The organism is Mycobacterium decipiens (genome assembly GCF_963853665.1).
Lineage (GTDB): Bacteria > Actinomycetota > Actinomycetes > Mycobacteriales > Mycobacteriaceae > Mycobacterium > Mycobacterium decipiens.
In genome coordinates, this window is sequence record NZ_OY970459.1 from 4164276 (window position 1) to 4189022 (window position 24747).

General features: G+C 65.6%; 21 protein-coding genes and 1 tRNA gene. 10 read left to right on the top strand and 12 right to left on the bottom strand.

Annotated elements, in window-relative coordinates; all coding sequences use genetic code 11:
• Positions 1 to 47: 47 nt before the first annotated feature.
• A complete protein-coding gene (gene kdpE, locus AADZ55_RS18380) occupies positions 48 to 728 on the top strand; it encodes a two-component system response regulator KdpE (RefSeq protein ID WP_085325334.1) in 681 nt (226 codons plus the stop codon).
• Between the two features lie 220 nt (positions 729 to 948).
• Positions 949 to 1329 carry a hypothetical protein gene (locus AADZ55_RS18385; RefSeq protein WP_341286226.1) on the top strand — a complete coding sequence of 127 codons (381 nt, stop codon included), beginning with the start codon at positions 949 to 951 and terminating at the stop codon, positions 1327 to 1329.
• Positions 1330 to 1362: 33 nt separating this feature from the next.
• Here the strand turns inward: AADZ55_RS18385 and AADZ55_RS18390 are convergent, their stop codons facing one another.
• The 10 genes from AADZ55_RS18390 to AADZ55_RS18435 form a co-directional block, all read right to left on the bottom strand.
• Positions 1363 to 2517, bottom strand: coding sequence for a hypothetical protein (locus AADZ55_RS18390; protein ID WP_085325098.1), 1155 nt, complete (start codon positions 2515 to 2517; stop codon positions 1363 to 1365).
• A gap of 194 nt (positions 2518 to 2711) precedes the next feature.
• Positions 2712 to 4874 carry a secretion protein EspK gene (locus AADZ55_RS18395; protein WP_085325097.1) on the bottom strand — a complete coding sequence of 721 codons (2163 nt, stop codon included), beginning with the start codon at positions 4872 to 4874 and terminating at the stop codon, positions 2712 to 2714.
• Between the two features lie 260 nt (positions 4875 to 5134).
• Entirely contained in the window at positions 5135 to 6106 is a 972-nt protein-coding gene (locus AADZ55_RS18400; protein WP_085325096.1) for a Ppx/GppA phosphatase family protein, read from the bottom strand.
• Entirely contained in the window at positions 6097 to 6600 is a 504-nt protein-coding gene (locus AADZ55_RS18405) for a DUF501 domain-containing protein (protein ID WP_207569086.1), read from the bottom strand. The genes AADZ55_RS18400 and AADZ55_RS18405 overlap by 10 nt, the downstream gene beginning before the upstream one ends.
• Complete coding sequence (locus AADZ55_RS18410) at positions 6593 to 7288, bottom strand: septum formation initiator family protein (RefSeq protein ID WP_085325095.1); 696 nt, start codon at positions 7286 to 7288, stop codon at positions 6593 to 6595. The genes AADZ55_RS18405 and AADZ55_RS18410 overlap by 8 nt, the downstream gene beginning before the upstream one ends.
• Before the next feature lie 4 nt (positions 7289 to 7292).
• Positions 7293 to 8582, bottom strand: a complete 1290-nt coding sequence (gene eno / locus AADZ55_RS18415; protein ID WP_085325094.1) for a phosphopyruvate hydratase — start codon at positions 8580 to 8582, stop codon at positions 7293 to 7295.
• Between the two features lie 97 nt (positions 8583 to 8679).
• A complete protein-coding gene (locus AADZ55_RS18420) occupies positions 8680 to 9411 on the bottom strand; it encodes a lytic transglycosylase domain-containing protein (protein WP_085325093.1) in 732 nt (243 codons plus the stop codon).
• Between the two features lie 108 nt (positions 9412 to 9519).
• Positions 9520 to 10512 carry a nucleoside triphosphate pyrophosphohydrolase gene (locus AADZ55_RS18425; protein ID WP_085325092.1) on the bottom strand — a complete coding sequence of 331 codons (993 nt, stop codon included), beginning with the start codon at positions 10510 to 10512 and terminating at the stop codon, positions 9520 to 9522.
• A 77-nt stretch (positions 10513 to 10589) separates the two neighbouring features.
• A complete protein-coding gene (gene mfd, locus AADZ55_RS18430; RefSeq protein WP_085325091.1) occupies positions 10590 to 14243 on the bottom strand; it encodes a transcription-repair coupling factor in 3654 nt (1217 codons plus the stop codon).
• A 58-nt stretch (positions 14244 to 14301) separates the two neighbouring features.
• Positions 14302 to 14895 (bottom strand): TetR/AcrR family transcriptional regulator, encoded by a 594-nt coding sequence (locus tag AADZ55_RS18435; protein WP_085325113.1) that lies wholly within the window; start codon positions 14893 to 14895, stop codon positions 14302 to 14304.
• Between the two features lie 156 nt (positions 14896 to 15051).
• Here AADZ55_RS18435 and AADZ55_RS18440 point away from each other — a divergent pair.
• The 6 genes from AADZ55_RS18440 to AADZ55_RS18465 all read left to right on the top strand — a co-directional run bounded on the left by AADZ55_RS18440 (position 15052) and on the right by AADZ55_RS18465 (position 20121).
• Positions 15052 to 15123 (top strand) — tRNA-Gln (locus AADZ55_RS18440).
• Between the two features lie 138 nt (positions 15124 to 15261).
• Positions 15262 to 16749 (top strand): bifunctional UDP-N-acetylglucosamine diphosphorylase/glucosamine-1-phosphate N-acetyltransferase GlmU, encoded by a 1488-nt coding sequence (gene glmU, locus AADZ55_RS18445; RefSeq protein WP_085325090.1) that lies wholly within the window; start codon positions 15262 to 15264, stop codon positions 16747 to 16749.
• Between the two features lie 91 nt (positions 16750 to 16840).
• Positions 16841 to 17821, top strand: coding sequence for a ribose-phosphate diphosphokinase (locus tag AADZ55_RS18450; protein WP_085325089.1), 981 nt, complete (start codon positions 16841 to 16843; stop codon positions 17819 to 17821).
• Positions 17822 to 18178, top strand: a complete 357-nt coding sequence (arsC, locus tag AADZ55_RS18455) for an arsenate reductase (glutaredoxin) (RefSeq protein WP_085325088.1) — start codon at positions 17822 to 17824, stop codon at positions 18176 to 18178.
• 44 nt (positions 18179 to 18222) lie between these two features.
• Entirely contained in the window at positions 18223 to 18828 is a 606-nt protein-coding gene (locus tag AADZ55_RS18460; RefSeq protein WP_207569088.1) for an LpqN/LpqT family lipoprotein, read from the top strand.
• A 273-nt stretch (positions 18829 to 19101) separates the two neighbouring features.
• Positions 19102 to 20121, top strand: coding sequence for an alpha/beta fold hydrolase (locus AADZ55_RS18465; protein ID WP_085325086.1), 1020 nt, complete (start codon positions 19102 to 19104; stop codon positions 20119 to 20121).
• A gap of 33 nt (positions 20122 to 20154) precedes the next feature.
• On the opposite strand, the gene AADZ55_RS18470 is transcribed toward AADZ55_RS18465, so the two are convergent.
• On the bottom strand, positions 20155 to 20925 hold the full coding sequence (locus tag AADZ55_RS18470) for an AfsR/SARP family transcriptional regulator (protein ID WP_133056416.1): 771 nt from the start codon (positions 20923 to 20925) through the stop codon (positions 20155 to 20157).
• A gap of 641 nt (positions 20926 to 21566) precedes the next feature.
• Between AADZ55_RS18470 and AADZ55_RS18475 the strand changes: the two genes are divergently transcribed.
• Both AADZ55_RS18475 and pth read left to right on the top strand, forming a co-directional pair.
• A complete protein-coding gene (locus AADZ55_RS18475) occupies positions 21567 to 22247 on the top strand; it encodes a 50S ribosomal protein L25/general stress protein Ctc (RefSeq protein WP_085325084.1) in 681 nt (226 codons plus the stop codon).
• A 12-nt stretch (positions 22248 to 22259) separates the two neighbouring features.
• Complete coding sequence (gene pth, locus AADZ55_RS18480; protein WP_085325083.1) at positions 22260 to 22835, top strand: aminoacyl-tRNA hydrolase; 576 nt, start codon at positions 22260 to 22262, stop codon at positions 22833 to 22835.
• A gap of 95 nt (positions 22836 to 22930) precedes the next feature.
• On the opposite strand, the gene AADZ55_RS18485 is transcribed toward pth, so the two are convergent.
• Positions 22931 to 24565, bottom strand: a complete 1635-nt coding sequence (locus AADZ55_RS18485) for a fatty acyl-AMP ligase (protein WP_085325082.1) — start codon at positions 24563 to 24565, stop codon at positions 22931 to 22933.
• Positions 24566 to 24747: the final 182 nt, after the last annotated feature.

Below are 24747 nucleotides of genomic sequence, written 5' to 3' on the forward strand. Positions count from 1 at the left end.
CGCGACCGCGACGACGCAGAGCGCAGCGACAAGGAGAAGCGGCGCAAGTGACCCGGGTACTGGTGATCGACGACGAGCCGCACATCCTGCGCGCGCTGAGCATCAACCTCACGGTGCGCGGCTACGAGGTCATCACCGCCTCGACGGGTGCGGGTGCGTTGCGCGCCGCCGCCGAGCATCCCCCCGACGTGGTGATCCTCGACCTGGGCTTGCCGGACATATCGGGTATCGACGTGCTCGGCGGTCTGCGTGGCTGGTTGACGGCACCGGTGATCGTGTTGTCGGCGCGTACCGATTCGTCGGACAAGGTCCAGGCCCTCGACGCGGGCGCCGACGACTACGTGACGAAACCATTTGGCATGGACGAGTTTCTGGCCCGGCTACGCGCCGCGGTGCGGCGCAATACCGCGACCTCCGAGGTGGATCAACCGGCGATCGAAACCGATTCGTTCACCGTCGATCTGGCCGCTAAGAAGGTCATCAAGGACGGTGCCGAAGTGCATCTCACCCCGACCGAGTGGGGCATGCTCGAGGTGCTGGTCCGCAACCGCGGCAAATTGGTCGGGCGCGGCGAGCTCCTCAAAGAGGTGTGGGGACCGGCGTATGCCACCGAAACCCATTACCTGCGGGTATATCTGGCGCAACTGCGGCGCAAACTGGAAGATGACCCGTCTCACCCCAAACACCTGTTGACCGAATCGGGGATGGGCTACCGCTTCGAAGCCTAAATTGTCCCCGGTGTAACCGATCACCCCGCCGAGACACTGCGCCAACTGGGAAGTTTGACAGCGCCAGCCCGCCGCGTCGTAAACTATGGAAAGACGGTCGTGCCTTCCCGAAGCAGTGCGAAGGTTTGTCCACCTACGCCTCATCGCCGCGGCTCAGGCACAAGTTGTGATTTTTGCCTGGAATCCGTTGTGTTGATTCACCGTTATACCCGGAGTCGAAATGAAGTTGAAGCTTGCTCGCCTTGGCGTTGCGATATTGGGTTGTACTGCGGCGCTTGTGTTTCCTACCGCGGTTGCCAGCGCTGATCCGCCCGACCCGCATCAGCCGGACATGACGAAGGGCTACTGCCCGGGCGGCCGATGGGGATTCGGCGACTTGGCCGTCTGCGACGGCGAGAAGTACCCGGACGGGTCGTTTTGGCACCAGTGGATGCAAAGATGGATTATCGGTCCGCAGTTTTACTACGACTGCGTCGGCGGCGACGAACCCCTCCCGGGCCCGCCACCGCCGGGTGGTTGCGACGGGGCAATTCCGCCCGCGCCGCCTGCCCCGTCCGACCAGCCTGCCCCGCCCGCGCCGCCCGCCCCGCCCGCAACCTGACTGCGGAGGCGATCGCCGGGGTAGTGAGATCGGTCACCTGGCCTTGGGGCGGTAGATGTTGAGGGGTTGGTTCTTACCCTCACTGATCGTTGTGTAGCCACTTCCATCCGGATGGAAGGCGATCGCCTCGCCCTGTTTCTCATTGGGTTTGGGCCCGGTAACTGGCTTCTCGTCCATCGCCGTCCAGACGTCCTGCGACGGGTCCCGATCCCACAGCAGGACTTTGCCGTAGGTGCGGACAGCGATTTGTGAGCCGTCTGGTGATATGTCGGCGCCGGTCACCGCGGACGACCCGCCCGGTGGCAACTGCAGCGTTCCAACCTTCTGAACTGTTGTGGTGCTTCCGCTTTCCAAATCGCCGGACACCCGATAGATTGCCGGGTTGCCGTCATAGTTTTTCTCGATGATCAGCATGTCACCCGTGTGCGGGTCGACCATGAACGCCTCGGCATCGCGCGGGCCATCGGGATATTTCAGAGTAAACGTCGCGACGTCACTAAGCTTTGCGTTCGTTGGGTTCGCTGCGGTACCAGTCACAGTCGGCTCCTCGATGCGGTGAATTGTCACCCCCCCGTTCCGCGAGTGCCCATTGTCGCCGATATCGGCGACATAAAGATATGACTTGCCCGGCTCGGGTCCGGGACCGATCGAGATGTCCTCTATGTCCTTTGCCTTTACCCCTTTGAGTTCGTAGGTGCCCAGCGTTGCACCCGTCCGGGCGTCGATGGCGTAGATTCGCGCCCCGTCCCCGGAATCGTTGTGTACCCAAACCACATTCGGATTTTTCTTGCTATACACGATTCCGGAGATCTCGCCCAGCTTCGGATCTTTGACGGGCCCGCCTTGCGAATGCTCAAGTGTTTTGTCACGGGCCGAATCGGTCGCCTTCTTCCCCGGAGTAACCGGTGTAACCGGATCGGCCGGCTTGGTGGGGGGAGTAGGGAAAAGCGGGCGTCCAAACAGCTTTTCGAACGGAGCGTTGATCAAATCCAGCACGGGCCGCGCCGGACAACTCAAAGCGGAGACTGAGCCATTCGAGCCAAATTGATAGCGTTTCAAACCTTCACCGAAAGCCTGGTCGGCTTTGGTATAGATCTCGGCTGCGGCGGCCATACTGGTGCCCGTCTTGGTCAACGCGGCTTTGACACCGGGCAACCCCTCGGCTACTTGTGATTCGATGCGAGGCATCGTCGCGTTGATCGCTGCGGATATCCGATCCGATCCGGTCGCGGCGATCGGCGCCGGGGGCGTCGGGAAGGTAAGACCGGCAAGTCTGGTCCCAGCGGCACTCAGGCGTGAGGAGTCGACGACAAGTGTTTCAGGCAACGCGAAATCCTTTCTGTACGTTTCGTATTGAGCGAATTGACCTGATGCGCCCAGGCTCAGGACGCGGCCGACAGGGCGCTGTTGAGCAACCCGACCACGCAGTGCCAGTACAGCCAGTCGGCGACGGCCCCGCGTTGGCTTTCCGGGTCGGCCGCGGTGTAGGCCTGGTGCAAGGCGAGTCGTTGGCAGTGGGCGGTAAACGCCCGGAACGCCCGCAGGTGCGCAACCTCTCGACCGGTAGCGGTGCTGGTCATCGGTTTCATCAGCTGAAACCACAGCATGTGCAACTCATCGTCGGGCGGATATTCATCGACCGGTGCCGGCGGCAACAGGTCGGTCAACCGCAGCTCATCGGTGTCTGCCAGCGCCGCCGCCGCCGCGGGATTCACCACCTGCAGCCGTGACCGGCCGATCATTTTTCCGCTCGGCGGGATGTCGTCCGGTTCCAGCACGACCTTGGCCGCGCCCGGATCGGAGTTGGCCAACTGTTCGGCGGTACCGATCACCGCCCGCAGTTTCAAGTCGTGGTGGGCCGCCCAGCACTGCACGGCCAACAGCGGGTAGGTCGCAAACCGCGCCATCTCGTCGACGGGGATCACCTGGTCGGCGCTGGCCATGTACACCTTGTTCGGAAGCTGCACCTCGTCGGGTATGTAGGCCAAGCCATAACTGTTGGCCACGACGATCTCACCGTCGGTGGTCACCGCGGTGATCCAGAAGAATCCGTAGTCACCCTCGTTGCCCATGTCCGGCGCGTTCAATGCCGCGGCGATTCGACGCGCCAACCGCAGCGGATCATTCATGCCACCCGTGCCGGCGCCGCGTGCCGCAATCGCGTCGCGCGCGGCGCGTGCCGCCGATACCGGGACCAACGGCGACGGGGCGACTGTCCATTGCGACTTCTTCTTGTCCTTGTCGCGCTCCTCGCGTTCGGGCACCCAGGAACGCGGAGCGGGCGCGGTGCGCGCTGACGCCGCCCGGGTGGCCGGTGGCGCCGGTGCCCTACCGGCCGCGCGCAGCGGCGCCCGTCCAGACGCGGCACGCGACCCCGTGCCCGACTCCGCCGAAACCGAGCGCGCGCTCCCGGCAACCGGACTCGATCCAGCCGACGCCGCCGCACCGGCGGCTGGCGCGCCGCGCGCTGTGCCAGGCGCCGCCGACGTTGCGGAATCGTCCGCATGCGCGGGCCCCGACACCGGGGCCCCCTGGTAGCTGGGCGCGGGCGACGCATCGGTTACCGCCGCCGGTCGCACCGCAGGCGCCGGCTCGTTGGCCGGGGTACCCGGCGTCCACGGCGTTGCGGGATCCACCGGCGTCAACTGCTGATCAGGCGATGACGCCGCCGGAGTCGGCCGTGGGCTCGGCCCCGGGGTGGGCGTGACCGGAGCCGACGGAACCGGCGACGGCGCCGGGGCGGATGCAACCGGTGCGACCGATGCGACCGGGAGGCCCGGGGTCGGAAACATCGGCATGGCGTGGATATCGGGGACAAGCGGCGCACCCGGGGTCGGGAACACCGGGGTGCCCGGCGCCGAAACGGCGGGTGTCGCCGGCATCGGATTGACCGGTGTTCCCGGGGGGTAGGGCTGCGGTACGGAAGGCGTGGGGTTCGGTGTGGCCGGGGATGGCGACCCCGGGACTGGTACCACCAGCGACGGGATCTCCGGCGTTGGCGGGATCACCTGGCGCAGCAGGTCCGCAAGAGCATTGTGCGGGGATTGCCAATTCTTCGATGCCAGAACCTGTTCGGCGGTATCGGCGACCAGGCTGGTATTGGCCGCATGCGTCGCTCGAACCAACGCATCGATTGCGACAGTCCGCTCGTCAGCATCCAGGGTCGGGTCATTCTCCAGGATGCTTATCTCGTATTGCGCGCCGTCCACATTGTTGCCGATTTCCAATTTGGTTCGCACGATCAACCCGGCGATGTGCTGGTGCCAGGTAATCACGGTGGCCAGATAATCCTGCAGCGTGCTCATCTGGTTGAGGTTTGCGCCGAGTGCACCGTTAGCGGCGTTGGCGGCGCCCCCCAACCAGATGCCACCGTCGAACACTTCAACCTGCTGGCGCCGGCTGGTGTCCATTACGTCGGTGACCTTCCGCAGGACCCGGTTGTACTCATGCGCCCGGTCGTAGAAGGTTGCCTCGTCGATTTCCGGCCAGCCGCCCGGTTCGATCATCCGACCGGCATAGTTGCCGGTCGGCCTCGGAATGCGCATCGCCACTCTCCTTCCAATAGCAGCCAGGCCGCATCGACGAGACCCATTCGGTCGGTACCTACCGTGGATCGTTGGTCCGGCGCGCATGTTGCACATCCGGTGCGCCGACCGGGAATAAAATTATCAATCGCTTGTTTATATACACTAGCGTAGCTAGTGGGGATCAAGCGGATGAAATCTTTGTCCTCCGATCGGTGGACACGGTCAGCCATCTTGGGACCTGACGTCACCCGAGTTGGGACGCGGGTGGCGGCCGTGACCTACCCGGCCAGTGACAACGCGATGCCGTCCAGAATGTCGTGTTCGCTGACGGTCAGCTCACCGATGCCTGCCCGGTCCCGCAGTTCGCGCGCCAACTCCTCGACCACGATCGCGCCACCGCCGATCACGTCGGCCCGGCCCACGTGCATCGGCGGCAGCGCAGCACGTTGGGATCGCGTCATTCCGACCAGCCGTTCACACACCGTCTGCAACTCGCTGCCGGGTACCCGGGAAAGGTGAATGGCCGCAGCGTCATACGTCGTCATGGAATGAGCGAGCGCGGACAACGTCGTCATCGTTCCGGCCAACCCGACCCAGGTCCGGGCCCGTTCGACGGGCACCGCGCGAAATGCGGGCGCCAGACGCTCGCGGACCAGCCGGCGGGCCGCGGCCACTTCCTGCCGAGTCGGCGGGTCGGAGTGCAAACAGCGTTCGGTCAGCCGTACGCAGCCGATGTCCGCCGAGTAGCTCGCGATTACCCCGTTGTCAGCCAGGTCCTCGCCCAGCACGATCTCGGTGGAGCCGCCGCCCAAGTCCACGACCACGAAAGGCGCACCGGCGCTGCTTAACTCGCCGACCGCTCCACGGAAAGACAACTCGGCCTCCTCGGCGCCGGTGATCACCTCCGCGGCCGAGCCGGGGAGCACGGCGCCCAACACGTCGGCCGTCATCTCAAAGAAGACGTCGCGATTAACCACATCGCGGGCGGCCGAGGTGGCTACCATCCGCACCCGCTCGACACCATGAAACCTCAGCAGTTCGGCGTAGTCGGCCAGGGCGGCCCGGGCCCGGGCGATCGCTTCCGGCGCGAATTGACCCGTGGCGTCGACTCCCTGACCCAAGCGCACGATCCGTGTCTCGCGATGCAAATCGTGGCGCCGCCCGCCCGCCAAGCCGGCTGCCAAGTCGGCGATCAGCAAGCGAATCGAGTTGGTACCGCAGTCGATCGCAGCGACCCGGATCATCGCCACTGCCCAACCACCAGGGTCGCGGACCCCTCCAGGTCCAGACCGGGCTCGGCGGCCAGTAACGCCAGCGCCTCATCACCGAACGGGTTCAGCCCGGGGCCTTTGGCCAGCGAATGCGCGATCAGCACATGCAGGCACTTGACCCGATCGGGCATCCCGCCGGCGGAAACCGTGGTGCCGAGCGACTCGATTGCGTCCCGCTCAACCAGATACGACTCGTGCGCCCGCCGATAGGCGACGGCCAACTCGGCGTCCTGGCGCAACCGCTCGGTCATCTCGCGCATCAGTCCAGTGGTCTCCAGCCTGCTGGCCGCCGCGGTCAGCGTCGGATGCGTCAGGTAGTACAACGTCGGGAACGGCGTTCCGTCCGGAAGTCTCGGCGCGGTCTTCACCACGCCGGGCTCACCGTTGGGACAGCGATAGGCGATCTCAAGCACGCCGCGGGGAGCGCGGCCGAGCTGGCGCGCGACCACCTCCAGATCGGCACGATCAACCACCGGGCTGCTGTGGGTTCGGCGCGGGCGGCGGCACCGGGCCCGGGCCTGAGGGCTCCGGCGTGGGCGGCGCGGCTGGCGGCAGGTGCGGGGAATCGGCGATCGTGTGCCACAGCGCGGTGTACCAGGGCTCGTTTCTGGCCGGGGTGCCCGCCTCCAAGCCCGGTTGCGGTGGGACCGCCGCCGTCGGCGGAAGCTGGACCTGGAACGGGATGTCGCCGGGCATCACAAAGCCGAGCCGCTCGCGGGCCTGTGCCGCGATGTATGCCGGGTCAGCCAGCTTGCCCCGCTGTTCCTCAAGGTCAGCGATCTGGCGGCGCAGCATGGCCTCGGTCGCGGCCAGCTGTTCCACTTCGGCGCGCTGCGCGAAGTAGGTGCGTACCGGCCCCGCGATGGTCAGTGTCAGCACGCAGACAACCGCGGCCAGCACCGCCGCCCGCCGCGCGGTGAACCCCAGCCGCTGTTCGGACCGCTGCTCCACCGATTCGGTGAACGACCGTTTGATGGGTTCGACGATCGGCTCATTCGGCGTACGGGTGGTTGCGCGGCTGGCCTGCGATGCCGTCGGTGACGGTTGGGCGCGCTTGGAGGAGGGCTTGGTGGAGCGACCGCCCCGAACCGAGTCGCCGGCCTTCCCCGGGCGAGATGCCGGGGCGCGACGCTTGGAATCGGGCCGTTTCGCTTCGGGCATATACCTATTTTGTCTCGCAGGCAAACCGGGGAAATGCCAGGTCGCCGGCGTAGCGGGCGGCGTCACCCAGCGCCTCTTCGATCCGCAGCAGCTGGTTGTACTTCGCGACGCGCTCACTGCGAGCCGGGGCACCCGTCTTGATCTGCCCGCTGCCGACGGCCACCGCGAGATCGGCGATCATGGTGTCCTCCGTCTCGCCGCTGCGGTGGCTCATCATGGTGCGGTATCCGCTGTGGTGAGCCAGCACGACCGCGTCGAGTGTCTCGGTCAACGTCCCGATCTGGTTCACCTTGACCAGCAACGCATTCGCGACTCCCCGCTCGATACCCTCCTCGAGCCGCTCGGGATTGGTGACGAAAATGTCGTCACCGACGATCTGCACGCGGTCGCCTATCGAGGAGGTCAACGCGGCCCAGCCGTCCCAATCATCTTCGGACAGTGGATCTTCGAGTGACACCAATGGGTAGGCGCCGACCAGCTCGGCGTAGAACTCGGTCATCTGGTCCGCGGTACGGGTGCTGCCTTCAAAGCTGTAACCGGTGCCTTCGGTGTAGAACTCGGTGGCCGCCGCGTCAAGTGCCAACGCCACGTCGACACCCGGTCGCAGGCCCGCCGACTCGATAGCCCGGCCGATCAGATCCAGTGCCGCTTTGGTGCCGGCCACATCCGGGGCGAAGCCACCCTCGTCGCCCAGGCCCGTGGACAGCCCCTCCTTCTTCAGGACCGCCTTGAGCGCGTGGTACACCTCGGCGCCCCAGCGCAAGGCCTCGACGAAGCTGGGCGCGCCGATGGGTGCCACCATGAACTCTTGAATGTCGACCGCGGTGTCGGCGTGCGCGCCGCCGTTGAGGATGTTCATCATCGGCACCGGCAGAATGTGCGCGTTGGGCCCGCCGACATAACGAAACAGCGGCAGCTCCGCGGAATCCGCCGCGGCCTTGGCAACGGCGAGTGAGACACCCAGGATCGCGTTGCCACCCAGCCGGGATTTGTCGGGCGTGCCGTCGAGGTCCACCAGTGCCTGGTCGACCAAGCGCTGGTCATCGGCGTTGAGCCCGATGACGGCCGGGCCGATCTCATCGAGCACGGCTTGCACGGCCTTTTGCACGCCCTTGCCGCCGTAGCGGTCGCCGCCGTCGCGCAACTCGACGGCCTCGTGCTCCCCGGTCGACGCGCCGGAAGGCACCGCGGCGCGGGCGAAGGTCCCGTCGATCAGAGCCACTTCGACCTCCACCGTCGGGTTGCCGCGGGAATCGAGGATCTCGCGGGCCCCGACCTGCTCGATAATCGGCACTGGGTTCTCCTTGCGTCGTAGCTGCTGCGCGGACGGTCATGCGTTGGCTGGCCCCGGCCGCCTTTTAGCGTAAAGCCTGGTTCAGCGATCCATCCTTCTACAGCGGATGACCCGCCGCGTAGGCGGTCGCCCAGTCCCGGACCGCCCGCAGATAGATCCCGGAGTTGTTGTAGGCGCGCAGCGCGGTTATCCAACCTCGCGGTGTTGCGAGATCCTTTCCGCGCCAACATAAGTAACCCGCTGCCGAGAGGGCGGCATCGTCGATGTTGTCGACGTTGGCGACGCCGTCGTTGTTGGCGTCGACCCCGTACAACCGCCATGTCTCGGAGATGAACTGCATCGGCCCCATCGCACGCTCCACACCGGCGTCACCGTCCATATCGCCCGCGTCGCTGTCCACGATGCGCAGGGTGCCGCCGGTGCCGTCGAGGCGAACACCGCGAATAGGGGGATTGACATCCCCGTTGGGCGCTATCGTGGCGCCCCGGTAGGTGCCGTGGTGACTCTCCACCTGCCCGATGCCCGCCAGGGTGGTCCACGCGAGATGGCACTTCGGGTTCTCTACCTCGGCAACGCGGGCGGCATAGGCGTAGGCTTCCAGCGCGATGACCGGAATTCCCAATGCTGCAGAGCGTTTCTCGGCCCAATCGCGCAGCTGATCAGCGGGCCGGCCGCTGGCGTAGGTATCCACCGGCGGCACCGGATCTCCCGGCGGGGGCGGCACGCCGTCGGGGATGAAAAGGCTGAGCTGCCAGGTGCAACTCGACGCCAATAGCATCGCGGTCGCCCCCAACACGGCGACCGCGCGCAACCAGCGTCTCGGCGACACAGCTCTCCCCTATACCGGCTTCGGTCCCGATCATCGTCGCATGGGCTGAGGCACACCCCGTCGCACACAGGGCTCAGCACGCCCAGGAGTCGATCGGAGCCACAGGGGTCAGCGTGGGTCTTTGTGAGCGTCCTCGGGCGCTTCGGCGCCCTTCCCCGCCGCTGGCGTGGGCCAGTGCGCCAGCCACTCCTGCTCCGTGATCGCGCCCAGCGGAGTCACGTCGAGCTCCTCGGCGACGCTGTCGCCGCGGCGCGCTGCGGCAATTACCTTCTCGGCACTACGCAAAGTGTCCACAAAATCCAAAACCGCGGTGCGCAGCCTGCTTTCCGGATCGCCATCGGCCGACACAAAAATGGAAGTGATCTCATCGGGGATCAGGTGAGCCGGCAGCCCAGCCCTTTCTACACGTTGAATAACCTTCTGCGCCAACGCTAATGCCGGCTGGCCGGTATGAACATCGTCCAGTACCGAGTTCCGCGACTTTCGCGACCTTTCTGACGCCTTGGCTTCCTCCCACTGAGCTAGCTGATCTTCGAGCGAAATCGATTCGCCCGCAAGCACTCCTGGCACCCGATGGCCAAGCTTTCGCATCAGCGTGTCGGCGACGTCGTCGATGGTGAAGGGCAACTGCGACGCATCCTCAGCGATACGGGCGTGAAAGAGGACCTGCAGCAATAGGTCACCGAGCTCTTCGCGCAGGTCGTCAACGTTGCCGCGGTGCACCGCGTCCAACAGCTCGTAGGTCTCCTCCAGCAGGTATCTGCGCAGCGAGTCGTGGGTCTGCTCGCTTTCCCACGGTCCGGCGGTGCGCAGCCTGTCCATCATCGCGACCGCATCGACCAGTCGTTCGCCACGCTGGGGATCCGGTGCCGCAATCAGCCGGGCTCCGGCGGCAAGTCGAGCGGTCACGGCGGGGTGGTTGGGGTCGGACGACAGCAACACCGGCGCGTCGACTCCGCTATGCGCCGAACGCGCCGACCGCAGCGACCAGGGCACCGCGACCGGCATCTCCTCGGTGTATTGCACCTCACCGCCGAGGAACTCGATCGCCTCGACGGGCATCAGTGTCGGGCGGCGGGGGTCGACCAGGACGACAATCATCACGCTTGTCGCTCCTTAATCGAGGTCATGGATGTCTTCGCGGCCGTGGCCATCATCGCCGAGCGGGATTGGGTTGGTTATGGGTTCGTTATACCAATATCCTGCTGCGGTTTCCCGGCAAGCGCCGTCACCAAATCCGCCACCATCTGCACCAACTCGACATCGCGGATACGCGGCGCGCCGACGCCGCCGGCTCGCGGAATGGGAACCTGCACGGTGGCCGTCGTGGCGCGGTAGCGCGCTCCCGGATACATTCGCGTCAACCGCACCTGGGCGGAATCCGGCAGCGTCAGCGGCGCCAGCCGCACGGTCGCCGCCGACGCCGCCGCCACCTCGGTGATGCCACTGCCACGGCACAGCAGCCGCAGCCGGGCCACCGCCACCAGCCGCCGGGCCGGCTCGGGCAGTGCCCCATAGCGGTCGGTCAGTTCGTCCACAACGGCGGCGACCTCGCTATCGGAGGAGGCGGCGGCCAGCCGCCGGTAGCCTTCCAGCCGGAGCCGATCACTGGCGATGTAGTCCGGCGGCAGGTGCGCGTCAACCGGCAGGTCGATCCGCACATCCTTGGGCTCCTCGGGGGTGGTCACCGTTGTGCCGTCCGATGCCGCTCGAAAGGCCGCTCGGTATGCCTCTACAGCCTCGCCGACCAGCCGCACGTACAGGTCGAACCCGACGCCCGCGACGTGTCCGGACTGCTCGATGCCAAGCACGTTGCCGGCGCCGCGGATCTCGAGGTCCTTCAACGCCACGGCCATGCCCGCACCCAGCTCGTTGTTCTGCGCGATCGTCGCCAGCCGGTCGTAGGCGGTCTCGGTCAGCGGCACCTGCGGTGGATAAAGGAAGTAGGCGTAGCCGCGTTCGCGGCTGCGGCCCACCCGGCCACGCAGCTGGTGCAGCTGGGACAGCCCGAACGTGTCGGCGCGCTCCACGATCAGCGTGTTGGCGTTGGAAATGTCCAGGCCGGTCTCCACGATCGTGGTGCACACCAGGATGTCGTATTCGCGGTTCCAGAACCCCGCCACGGTGCGTTCCAACAGGTCCTCTGGCATCTGTCCGTGGGCGACAACCACCCGCGCCTCGGGTATCAGGCCACGCACCCGCGCGGCGGCCTGGTCGATGGAGCTGACCCGGTTGTGCACGTAGAAGGCCTGCCCGTCGCGTAGCAGTTCCCGGCGCAGCGCCGCAGCGATCTGCTTGTCGTCGTGCGGGCCGACGTAGGTCAGCACCGGGTAGCGCTCCTCGGGCGGCGTCAGGATCGTCGACATTTCGCGAATCCCGGCCAGGCTCATCTCCAGGGTGCGCGGGATCGGCGTGGCGCTCATGGTCAAGACGTCGACATGGGTGCGCATCGACTTGATGTGCTCCTTGTGCTCGACGCCGAACCGCTGTTCCTCGTCCACCACGACCAGCCCGAGGTTCTTCCAGCGCACCCCGGTCTGCAACAGCCGATGCGTACCGATCACGACGTCCACCGACCCGTCGGCCAGGCCATCGACCACGGCGCGAGACTCCGCGACATCGGTGAACCGGGACAGGCCCTTGACGACAACCGGAAATCCCGACATCCGCTGCGCGAAGGTTTGCAAATGCTGGTCGGCCAACAGGGTGGTGGGCACCAGCACCGCGACCTGTTTGCCGTCCTGCACCGCCTTGAACGCCGCCCGCACCGCGATCTCGGTCTTGCCGTAGCCGACGTCGCCGCAGATCACCCGGTCCATCGGCACCGGCTTTTCCATATCGGCCTTGACCTCGGTGATCGCGGTGAGCTGATCGACGGTTTCGGTGAAACCGAAGGCGTCCTCCATCTCGGCCTGCCATGGGGTGTCCGGCCCGAACGCATGTCCGGCGCTGGCCTGTCGTTTGGCGTACAGCGACACCAGCTCCCCGGCGATCTCGCGCACCGCTCGGCGCGCCTTGGTCTTGGTGTTCACCCAGTCGCTGCCCCCGAGCCGGCTCAGCGCCGGCGCCTGCCCGCCGACGTAGCGGGACAGCTGGTCCAGCGAATCCATCGGAACATAGAGCTTGTCTGTGTTTTTTTGGCCCCCGCCCCCTTTCTTGGCTGAGGCGTATTCCAGCACCAGGTACTCGCGGCGGGCGCCGCCGACGGTGCGTTCGACCATCTCCACGAACCGCCCGATCCCGTGCTGATCGTGTACCACCAGGTCACCGGCGCTGAGCGCCAGGGGGTCGACGGTGTTGCGTCGTTTGGCCGCCAGCCGCTTGCCTTCGGCCGTCGTGGCCCGGCTTCCGGTGAGATCGCTCTCGGTGATGATCACGAGGTCAGCGCCGGGGATGATGACCCCGTCGTGCAGCGGGCCCTTGAGTACGCCGACGACACCTGGCTTGGGACCCGCGCCCGGTTCCAGCATCGCGGCGGGGATATCGGATTCGGCCAGTCGCTCCACCACGCGATGCGCGGTCCCGGTCCCGGGCGTGACCACCAGGGCGTACCCGCCGGTCGCGACGTGTGCGCGCAGCATCGCAAATATGCCATCGATGTCCTGCTGATGCCCACGCGCCGACGGCGCAGCCCGGATGTCCAGCTCGATTGCCGACTCGTCGGACAACTGGCTCAACGTCCACCACGGATGGCCGGACTGAGCCGCCGCGGCCTGTATCTGGTCGAGGTCGGCGAAGCCGGATCCGCCCAGCTGTTCGACGTCGACGGGCGCCTGATTCGTTGGACCGGCGCCCATGGCCGCGACCGACCAGGACGCCTCCAGGAATTCCCGGCCGGTCTTGATCAGGTCGGCGGCCCGGGCTCGCACCTTCTCCGGATCACACAGCAACACCGGCGTGCCGTCGGGCAGCTGATCGGTCAGCAGCGCGTGACCGTCCGGCCGCAGCACCGGCAACAGCGCCTCCATGCCGTCGACCGGGATGCCCTCGGCCAGCTTGGCCAGCATGTCGGAGACGCTGCCGGTGACGGTGCTCCCGGTCGCGGGGTACTGCGCGGTCAGCTGGGCGGCCCGCGCCCGGACGTCGTCGCTGAGCAGCAGCTCACGGCAGGCGACGGCGACCAGCGTGTCGACGTCGATCTCCGGAATGGAGCGCTGATCGGCGACCGAGAACATCCGCATTTCGGTGATCTCGTCTCCCCAGAATTCGACCCGCAGCGGATGTTCGGCCGTCGGGGCAAAGATGTCCAGAATCCCGCCGCGCACGGCGAACTCGCCGCGCCGGCCGACCATGTCCACCCGGGTGTAGGCCAGCTCGACCAACCGGGTCACCGCGCCCTCGAAGGGGATTTCCTCGCCGACGGTGAGCGTGAGGGGCTCCATCAGACCCAGCTGTGGCGTCATGGGCTGTAGCAGCGAGCGCACCGAGGTCACCACGACCCGCAGCGGCGGGCCCAGCCGGGCATCGCCGGGATGAGCCAACCGGCGCAGCACCATCAGGCGGGCGCCGACCGTGTCCACGCCGGGCGAAAGCCGTTCGTGCGGCAGCGTCTCCCAGGACGGCAACAACGCGACCGCGCCACCCAACACGCCACGCAGCTCAGCGGTCAGGTCGTCGGCTTCCCGCCCGGTGGCGGTGACCACCAGCAATGGCCCCTGGGAAGCCAGCGCGCTGGCGACGAACAGCCGCGCGCTCGCCGGCCCGATTAGGGTCAATTCGTCGGGTCGACTCCCGGCGCGCTCGATGAGCTGCTGGAATGTCGGCGCGCTCAGCGCCAATTCGACGAGCCCCGCGATCGGGGTATCTGGGCAGGCAGGCCCCGGTGCGGTCATGATGCGGCCATTCTAGGGCGCCGAGGTTGGTCTCTACTGGGCCCGGCTGCCCCGCCTGCTATTCGTCTTGCAGTCGGGGATCGGCTTCCAGGTGAGTCAGGCCATTCCAGACCAGGTTGACCAGGTGCGCGGCGACCACTTCCTTCTTGGGTTCCCGGGCGTCGAGCCACCATTGCGCCGTCATCGACACCGAGCCCACCAACGCCTGGGCATACAGCGGGGCCAGGTCCGGATCCAGGCCGCGCCGGGCGAAGTCGCCGGCCAGAATCGAGCTGACCTGGGTGACTGCGTCGTTGAGCAGGCTGGAATAGGTGCCCGAGCTGATCGACGCCGGCGAGTCACGGATCATGATGCGGAAGCCGTCGGTGCGTTCCTCGACGTAGGTCAGCAACGCCAGCGCGACCCGCTCGACACGCACCCGGGACCTGTTGTTGGTCAGCGACGAGGTGATCCCGTCCAACAGGGCCGACATCTCCCGGTCCACCACCACGGCGTACAGGCCCTCCTTGCCACCAAAGTGCTCGTAGACCACCGGTTTGGACACGTTGGCACGCTGCGCGATCTCCTCGATCGACGTCCCGTCGTAACCGCGTTCGGCAAACAGCGTTCGCGCGATGCCGATGAGCTGGCGACGGCGCTCGCTACCGGTCATCCTGGCGCGCGGCACCCGCGTCTCCTTCTCCGACGCTTTACCCGGCTCAGCCACATCAACAAGGGTATCGGTTTGCGCGGAGCTCGCTGAGTGTGCGGCGACAGCGTTGAGTGTGATGACGGCGTTGACACCGTCTAAAGTCACATCGATACGCGATCCGTCGTGGTGTAATCGGCAGCACCTCTGATTTTGGTTCAGATAGTTCAGGTTCGAGTCCTGGCGACGGAGCTTCCTGTCCCGGGCTCACCCATTCGGACGCCGACAAGGAGCTTTTGCCTCGAGTGCGCGTGAAATGACACCCTGGACGGGCGTGTCAGCGCGCTGCCCCACCGGCTCGCGGGGGAAGAATGCAACGAAGGAGAGTTGATGACGATTCGTGGTGACACCGCGGTCCTGGTTCTCGCGGCCGGGCCCGGCACCCGGATGCGGTCGGACACCCCCAAAGTGCTGCACACACTTGCCGGCCGCACCATGCTGTCGCATTCGCTGCACGCGATCACCAAGCTGGCGCCCCAGCATCTGATCGTGGTGTTGGGCCACGATCACCAGCGCATCGCCCCGCTGGTCGGCGAGCTTGCCGACACCCTGGGCCGAACGATCGACGTCGCCCTGCAGGATCGACCGCTGGGCACCGGACATGCGGTGCTCTGCGGACTGTCCGCGCTGCCCGCGGATTACGCCGGCAATGTCGTGGTCACCTCCGGCGATACCCCACTGCTCGACGCCGACACGCTGGCCGACTTGGTCGCCACCCACAGCGCGGTGTCGGCCGCGGTGACGGTGCTGACCACGACGCTGCACGATCCCTTCGGCTACGGCCGCATCCTGCGCACCCAGGACCACGAAGTGATGGCGATCGTGGAGCAAACCGACGCGACGCACTCGCAGCGTGGAATCCGCGAGGTCAACGCCGGCGTTTACGCCTTCGACATCGCCGCACTGCGCTCGGCACTGAGCCGGCTGAGCTCCAACAATGCCCAACAGGAGCTCTATCTCACCGACGTCATCTCCATCCTGCGCTCCGACGGCCAGACCGTACATGCCCGCCACATCGACGACAGCGCGCTGGTGGCCGGCGTCAACAATCGTGTCCAGCTGGCCCAGCTGGGGGCCGAGCTCAACCGCCGGATAGTGGCCGCCCACCAATTGGCCGGCGTCACCGTCGTTGACCCCGCGACCACCTGGATCGACGTCGACGTCACGATCGGCCGCGACACCGTCGTGAATCCCGGTACCCAGTTGCTGGGCCGCACCCGGATCGGCGGCCACTGTGTCATCGGCCCGGACACCACGCTGGCCGACGTCATAGTCGGTGACAGCGCTTCGGTGGTGCGCACCCACGGCAGCTCGTCGGAGATCGGTGCCGGCGCCGTCGTCGGCCCGTACACCTACCTGCGGGCCGGCACCGTGCTGGGAGCCGACGGCAAACTCGGCGCCTTCGTCGAGACCAAGAACTCCACCATCGGCACCGGCACCAAGGTGCCGCATCTGACCTACGTCGGCGACGCCGACATCGGCGAGCACAGCAATATCGGCGCCTCCAGTGTGTTCGTCAACTACGACGGCATGTCCAAGCGACGAACCACCATCGGCTCGCACGTTCGCACCGGATCGGACACCATGTTCGTGGCGCCGGTGACCGTCGGCGACGGTGCCTACACCGGTGCGGGCACCGTGGTGCGTGCGGATGTGCCGCCCGGGGCGCTGGCGGTGTCCGCGGGCCCGCAACGCAACATCGAGAACTGGGTGCAACGCAAACGGCCGGGCAGCGCAGCGGCTCAGGCCGCCGAACGAGCCGCGGAAATGGCGTCCCAGCGGGCCACACGGAAACCCGACACCGATCAGACACCGTGAATTCGCATCCCGGCTACCCGGCGAAAAATCCAAGCGCTTCGCTACGTACGATGGGTAATCCAATTCGATCCCGAACGGCGAGGACAGCGCGTTGAGCCACGACTGGACCGATAATCGCAAGAACCTGATGCTGTTCGCCGGCCGTGCCCATCCGGAGCTGGCCGAACAGGTAGCCAAAGAACTCGACGTCCACGTCACCGCGCAGACGGCGCGGGAGTTCGCCAATGGCGAGATCTTCGTGCGCTTCCACGAGTCGGTGCGCGGCTGCGACGCCTTCGTCCTGCAGTCCTACCCAGCACCGGTGAACAGGTGGCTGATGGAGCAGCTGATCATGATCGACGCCCTCAAGCGGGGCAGCGCCAAGAGGATCACCGCCGTCATGCCGTTCTACCCCTACGCCCGGCAGGACAAGAAGCACCGCGGCCGCGAACCGATCTCCGCGCGGTTGGTCGCCGACCTGCTCAAGACCGCGGGCGCCGACCGGATCGTGACGGTCGACCTGCACACCGACCAGATCCAGGGTTTCTTCGACGGGCCCGTCGACCATATGCGCGGTCAGAACCTGCTGACCGGATATATCAGGGACAACTACCCGAACGGCAACATGGTGGTCGTCTCCCCCGACTCTGGCCGGGTGCGCGTCGCGGAGAAGTGGGCCGACGCTTTGGGTGGCGTCCCCCTTGCCTTCATCCACAAGACCCGCGACCCGCGCGTGCCCAACCAGGTGGTGTCCAACCGCGTCGTCGGCGACGTGGCCGGGCGCACCTGTGTCCTGATCGACGACATGATCGACACCGGCGGCACCATCGCCGGTGCGGTGGAATTGCTGCACGACGACGGCGCCGGTGACGTGATCATCGCGGCAACCCACGGTGTGCTGTCCGACCCGGCCGCCCAGCGACTGGCCGGCTGCGGCGCGCGGGAAGTGATCGTCACGAACACGCTGCCGATCGGCGAAGACAAGCGCTTCTCTCAGCTCACCGTTTTGTCCATCGCACCGCTGCTGGCCAGCACAATCCGGGCTGTCTTCGAGAACGGCTCAGTCACAGGATTGTTCGACGGAGACGCCTAGATGGCAGCCGGCACTAAGGACACTGTCATCTACCACAACCCCAAATGCAGCACATCTCGCAAGACGCTGGACTTGTTGCGGGACAGCGGATTTGAGCCCATTGTTATCCAGTACCTGAAAACGCCGCCATCCCGAGCCGAGTTGGTACGCATGATCAGCGACGCTGGGATCGACGTGCACACCGCGGTGCGCAAGCGCGAATCCCTCTATTCAGAGCTCAACCTCGCCGACGCGACCGATGACGAGTTGCTCGACGCCATGGCCGAACACCCCATCCTGATCGAACGTCCGTTTGTCATCACGCCGAAGGGCACCCGGCTGGCTCGGCCCCTCGACGCTGTCCGCGAGATTCTGTGAGACCCCTCGCGGTCGCGTTCGGGGTAGCCACGCTGGCCGCGTCAATGGTCGCCTGCGGACCGAAATCCCCCGACTTCCAGTCGATCTTGTCTACCAGTTCGACAATCAGCGCGCCCCCAACCACGACGGAAGTGCCTGTTCCCCTGTGGAAGTACCTGGAAGGCGTCGGCGTCACCGGAGAGCCGGTGGCGCCGAACAGCCTGACCGACCTGACCGTGTCCATCCCGACACCACCGGGGTGGGCATCCCTGAAGAGTCCGAACATCCCGCCGAATACGGAAGTGATCGCCAAGGGCGAAAGCTTTCCTACGGCGATGCTGATGGTGTTCAGGCTACGCGGGGATTTCGATGTCGCCGAAGCGCTCAAACATGGCACTGCAGATGCCCGGCTGTCGAAGAACTTCACCGAATTGGAAGCCTCGACAGCAGATTTCAACGGGTTTCCGTCGTCGATGATTCAGGGCAGTTACGATCTGCAGGGCAGACGGCTGCATGCCTGGAACCGGATCGTCTTCGCCACCGGTTCACCGCCCGCCGACCAGAGCTACCTGGTTCAGCTCACCATCACGAGTCTGGCCAACGAGGCCGTCGAGCAGGCTTCCGACATCGAGGCGATCATCCACGGATTTGTCGTCGCGGCAAGGGCGTGAATGCCGACTGAGCCGCCAGAATTTTAGTGCGACTTCAGCTCCACATTAGATTCGAAGACGGGAGCATTCCAACGCCACCGCTGACGCCATAGATAAAGCGCCAACGGCGTATCGGGTCACATCAGCCGTAAGTCGTGTTTAAGCGTTACTTTAGGACGATCCGGACAATCGAAGTACCAGCAAATGCCTTCGGAAGAGATTGTGTAAATGCCAGATGTCCGGACCTCAGACCACCATTCGTAGAACCACCATATCCCTCGGTGAGGTGTCGCCGTGAACGACATCGGCGAACTCAAACGATTCGCCATGTCCCACGGCCGTGCCCCTGACGTCCCGCTTCGACAGTATTCGGCCGTGCTTGACCGCATCACCTGCGACACGGACGGCGCTGCCGGCTCGTGGACGCGCGAATGGATCAACGCCGCAGAGCAATTGGAAGCCGATGAGCGGCTGCTGGAAGCCTGCCACTACTACAATCTCGCCCGCCTTCCCTACATAGACGGACCGGCTCGCGCCGAAGCGATGGCGGGCTGTGTGCGCGTCTTCGACCGATGGCGCCTGATCACGTCCGATCTCGAACGGCTCGACATCGACACGCCCGAGGGAACCGTCAGTTGTTGGGCGACTGGGCTTTCCAGCACCGACCGCAAACCGTTGATAATCTTCACCGGCGGCATCGCCAGCATCAAGGAGCAGTGGGCGCCGCTGCTGCCGCACCTGCGCGGGCTCGGAGTCGCCGCGATTGCCACCGAACTACCCGGTGTCGGCGAGAGCCGACTGCACTATCACGCGGACAGCCACCAGCTGTTCTCCAGCGTGCTCGACGCGGTGACCAAACTGGCGAACGTCGAGTTGACGTATCTGATGACGTTGAGCTTCAGTGGACACCTCGCGATGCGAGCGGCACTGGCCGACCACCGTATCCGTGGCATCGTGACGGTCGGCGCACCGGTGCACGACTTCTTCTGCGACGCGCGGTGGTGGTCGAGTCTGCCGGACGTCACCGTGGACACATTGAGCCACGTGACCGGGATTGCCCGGCCCGACCTGCCCGCGCAGCTCAGCCGCTGGGCATTGAGCGCGCACGAGATCGCCGCCCTGACTGTGCCACTCGGCTACGTCGCGTGCGGCCGAGACGAGATCATTCCGCCCGGCGAACCCGCCTTCCTGCAGAGCCATGCCCGCGACCTGCGGCTGGTCGAGTACCCCGATGTGCACGGCGCGCCGGCGCACGCGGCACAAATGCAGGCGTGGGCCCTGTGCACGATGGCGAGCATGCTCTGCGGCCGGTAGCGGTTTCCGGCGGGGACGGCTAGGAATCGAACGTTATGCCGATAGGAGCGACGAATCGGAAAGCAGTATCGACCGGTACAGTTCTTGCAGTTTGGTACATGGATCCAAGCCAAGTTCATCTCTAAGACGGTGTTGCAGAATTCTAAATGTTCTTAGCGCATCGGCCCGACGCCCGACCCGATAGTACGCCAGCATCAACTGCCCATAGAAGGGCTCGTGCAATGGATGCTCCCGTATAAAATTCGGAAGATGAGCGATGACGGCTCGATGCTCGCCAACCGCCGTCAAAGACCTGATCAAACTTGCTTTGCAACCATGTCGACTCTCCGCGATCCACGTATACAAACCATGCAGGATGGGCCCATTGAAATGCGCTGGACGTTGCAGTTCTTCCGACATCTCGAGCAAATGATATAGCACCGGAATCGCGTCTTGATAATTCCCTTCCCGCTCCAAGGCTCGCGCGTTCTTGAGGCGGGACTTGAAGTCCACCAGATCAATCTTCAATTGTGCACCCTGCAGCGCATATCCGTTAGACGTAGTTACAATCGGATCCGGTACGGATCCGATTGACCTTATCGCCTTCCTCAATTGTGATACATAAACATGCATCCCCGCATTTTGCAGTCTCGGCGGGGATTCATTCCAAATTTCCAGCGCTAACCTGCCAACCGATACCGGCTTGTCAACCATCGCCGCGAGCGTTACCAGGACGGTTTGAACCTTGGGCGCAGAAATATATTGCAGATCATCCCCGTCGATAAGACCAATCCCCACCCGCCGAAATAATTGCACTCGCAACACAGAAGAACCTCTCAATCCGCAACCGGAGATACGTCATTCAGCCCAGCTTCCACGTTGAAGAATTTTGCTGTTTCATTGGCAGGAGATATATGCACGGGGCGTGCAGCACCGAACCAGCGACGCCGGCCGCCGCCAAACCTTCCGGAACGACTCGCAGCGTCACTACTCACGCTCCTCCGGACCACCTACGAATTGCCATGTATGAGAACAAATGATCCACGAATCATTGTTGGTGTCAAATGTTGCGCATTACTACGGTTACGTAGGTGAAAGCGACGGCTCGGTAGGTTGTTCTGGCACCATCTCGTTCGGCTAAACGTCCACTGCCGCCCCGCAAGGCCGTAACGCGGGCGCCGAGGCCGGCGCTGGAATAGGCCGAGAAGAACACGGCAGCAACAGATTTCGACCGCTTATCGTCCGTTGCGCCGGTGCTTCGGCGTGCGTTGGGACGAGCGCCAAACTGCCCGATTTCCCCTCCGAGGTGCACATGCGCTACCCTGTCCGGGCGTCACGGCGAGGGTGGCTGACCGTCTCGACACGCTTCCAGAGACTTCCAGCGCACCGTTATCGACGGAGACCGACTTCGCTGTCGCGATCCTGGCCGTGCCCCCAACGAGGTAGGAAGCACACAGGAGCGACACATGGCTAAGTCTGCAGGGTCTTCAGGTTCGGCGAGCAACCAGCTCAAGGTCACGGTGCGTGCCGAGACCGGTAAGGGCGCGTCTCGGCGGGCCCGGCGCGAGGGCAAGATTCCTGCCGTCCTGTACGGCCACGGTGCCGATCCACAGCACCTGGAGCTGCCCGGACACGACTACGCGGCCGTGCTGCGGCATTCCGGCACCAACGCGGTGCTGACCCTGGACATCGCCGGTGAAGAACAGCTGGCACTGACCAAGGCACTCCACATCCATCCGATCCGCCGCACCATCCAGCACGCCGACCTCCTGGTCATCCGTCGCGGCGAGAAGGTCGTCGTCGAGGTCAACGTGGTGGTCGACGGCGAGGCCGGACCCGACACCCTGGTCACCCAGGAGACCAACAGCATCGAGATCGAGGCCGAGGCGCTGTCGATTCCCGAGCAGTTGACCGTGTCCATTGCGGGCGCCGAGCCGGGCACCCAGTTCACCGCCGGTCAAATCACTCTGCCGGCGGGTGTCAACCTGATTTCCGACCCGGACTTGCTGGTGGTCAACGTGGTGAACGCGCCGACCGCCGAAGAGCTCGAGGGCGAGGAAGCCGAGGCCGAAGAAGCGGAAGGGGCCGCCGCACCCGAAGAAGCCGCAGCAGCCGGCGAAGCCGCGGCCGCGGACGAGGCCGAGTAGGCGGCACGCGACGTGGCCGAACCGCTTCTGCTGGTCGGCCTGGGCAACCCGGGAGAAGGCTACGCGCGTACCCGGCACAATCTCGGGTTCATGGTTGCCGACCTGCTCGCCGCGCGGCTTGGCTCGAAATTCAAGGCGCACAAGCGGTCCGGCGCCGAAATCATCACTGGCCGGTTGGCCGGGCGTTCGGTGCTGCTCGCCAAGCCGCGCTGCTATATGAACGAATCCGGGCGCCAGGTGGGGCCGCTGGCGAAGTTCTACTCGGTGCCGCCGGCCGACATCGTCGTCATCCACGACGAGCTGGACCTCGAGTTTGGTCGCATCCGGCTCAAGCTGGGCGGGGGCGAAGGAGGCCACAACGGGGTGCGCTCGGTGGCAGCCTCGCTGGGTACCAAGGACTTTCAGCGGGTCCGGATCGGGATCGGTCGCCCGCCCGGACGCAAAGACCCCGCGGCGTTCGTGTTGGAGAACTTCACCGCAGCCGAGCGAGCCGAGGTTCCCACGATCTGTGAGCAGGCCGCCGATGCCACAGAAATGCTCGTCGAACTGGGACTGGAGCCCGCGCAGAACCGGGTCCACGCCTGGTAGTCCCCGCCCGGGCCGCGAGGGCGCGTGTCTGTATGCCGACACGCCGCAAACCGTGGCAATCTGGGCGCGCTCGCGGCGGACCCGCGGCGAAATACCTAGCTGACCAGGGTGACGGAGTTCGCCCGCCGCAGTTTGCCCGACGGTGTTTTCGGGATGGTCCCCGGACCGAGCACGACGACGTTGCGGGGCCGCACGTCAACCTCGGCGACCACCTCGTGGGCCACCTGGTGCTCGATGCGGCGCACCTCGGCGGGATCCTCGTAGGCGTTCGACTCGACAGCGACGGCGAACGTCTCACGCGAATGTCCGGCGTCGATGCGCACCGCCACCGCACAACCCGGACGGACGCCTTCGACGCGGCCTGCCGCCCGCTCGATATCGGTCGGGTAGATGTTCCGGCCGGCCATGATGATGACGTCCTTGACCCGGCCACACACCACGACGTGCCCGTTGTCCATCCGATAGCCGAGATCACCGGTGTCGTACCAGCCGTGGTCATCCTGGGCCGGAATGAAGCCGCCCATCGTGATGTAGCCCGGCGTGACCGACTCGCCGCGCAGCTCGATCACCCCGACACCCCTGGTCGGCAATATGTTGCCGTCCTCGTCGACGATGCGCGCTTCGATGCCGTGCAACAGCGGCCCAAGCGAGGCCAGCCGACGGATGTTGCCTTTGCTGGCCGGCACCGCACGGCGCAGGGCGGCCAGCAGGTCGGCGTCTACCTCGTCGACCACCAGGCCGGCACCACATTCGGAGAACGCCACCGCGAGGGTTATCTCGGCCATGCCGTAGGCCGGCAGGATCGCCTGCGGCTTGAGCCCGAACGGCGCGCCGGCATCGCAGAGATCCTCGACGTCGGCCGGCTCCACGGGCTCCGCACCGGACAGCGCGAAACGCAAGGTGGATAGGTCGAACTGGCCGGGCTTAGCCTGCTTGCGCAGGCGCTTGGCGAACAACGAGTAGGCGAAATTGGGCGCGGCCGTCATGGTGCCTTGGTATTTGTCGATCAGCTTGGCCCACAGCAGCGTGTCCCGCATGAAGTCCATCGGGGTGACCTTGACCAGCTCGCCGCCGAAATACATCGGCACCGTCAGGAAGCCAATCATGCCCATGTCGTGGAACAGCGGCAGCCAGCTGACCATCACGTCGGTGTGCTCGTCGTACTCGGCGCTGATGTACATCGCCTCGAGATTGGCGAACAGGTTGCGGTGGGTGATTTGAACGGCCTTAGGCGACCCGGTCGAACCGGACGTCAACTGCATCAGCGCCAGATCGTCCTCACCGGTCTCGACGGGGTCGATCGGATCCGACGCCAGCAGCTGCTCGACGGTCACCACCTTGATGCCGCGCTCCTCGAGCACCGGGGCCGCCGCCAGGAACGGATCGGAGACGACGACCGCCTTCGCCTCGATCATCTCGATGACGGTCGTGGTGTCCTCGGCCCACAACTGCAGGTCGGTGCGCGGCGTGGGCTGATGCAGCATGGTCAGGCTGGCGCCGCGAATCCACAGGCCCTGGGCGACCGGCGCGATCTCCACCGGCGCTCCGGCCAGCACGCCGACCGCGTCGCCGTGGCCCACGCCGGCAGCGACCAGCCCCCCGGCAATCCGGCGTGCCCGTTCATGCACCTCGCCCCAGGTGTGCCGGACCGGGGCGTGCGGCTCTCCCGTGACCATGCCCTTGGCGCTCTCGCGAGCATTCCGGAACATTTTCTCGGTAAACCTGCTCACGAAATCCTCCTCGGCTTCGGTGCTTTCCCCAAGGTCCGGGCTCTCATGTTCCGCCTGCGCAACACCACATCACGGCAGGCACGCGCACACAGTTGGGGAGCGGATAGGTCTCGAATCAGCAATGAACCGGCCACACCGCGTCGGGTCGTGGGATCGGCGAGCCCCAGCTCGACGTTGGGATT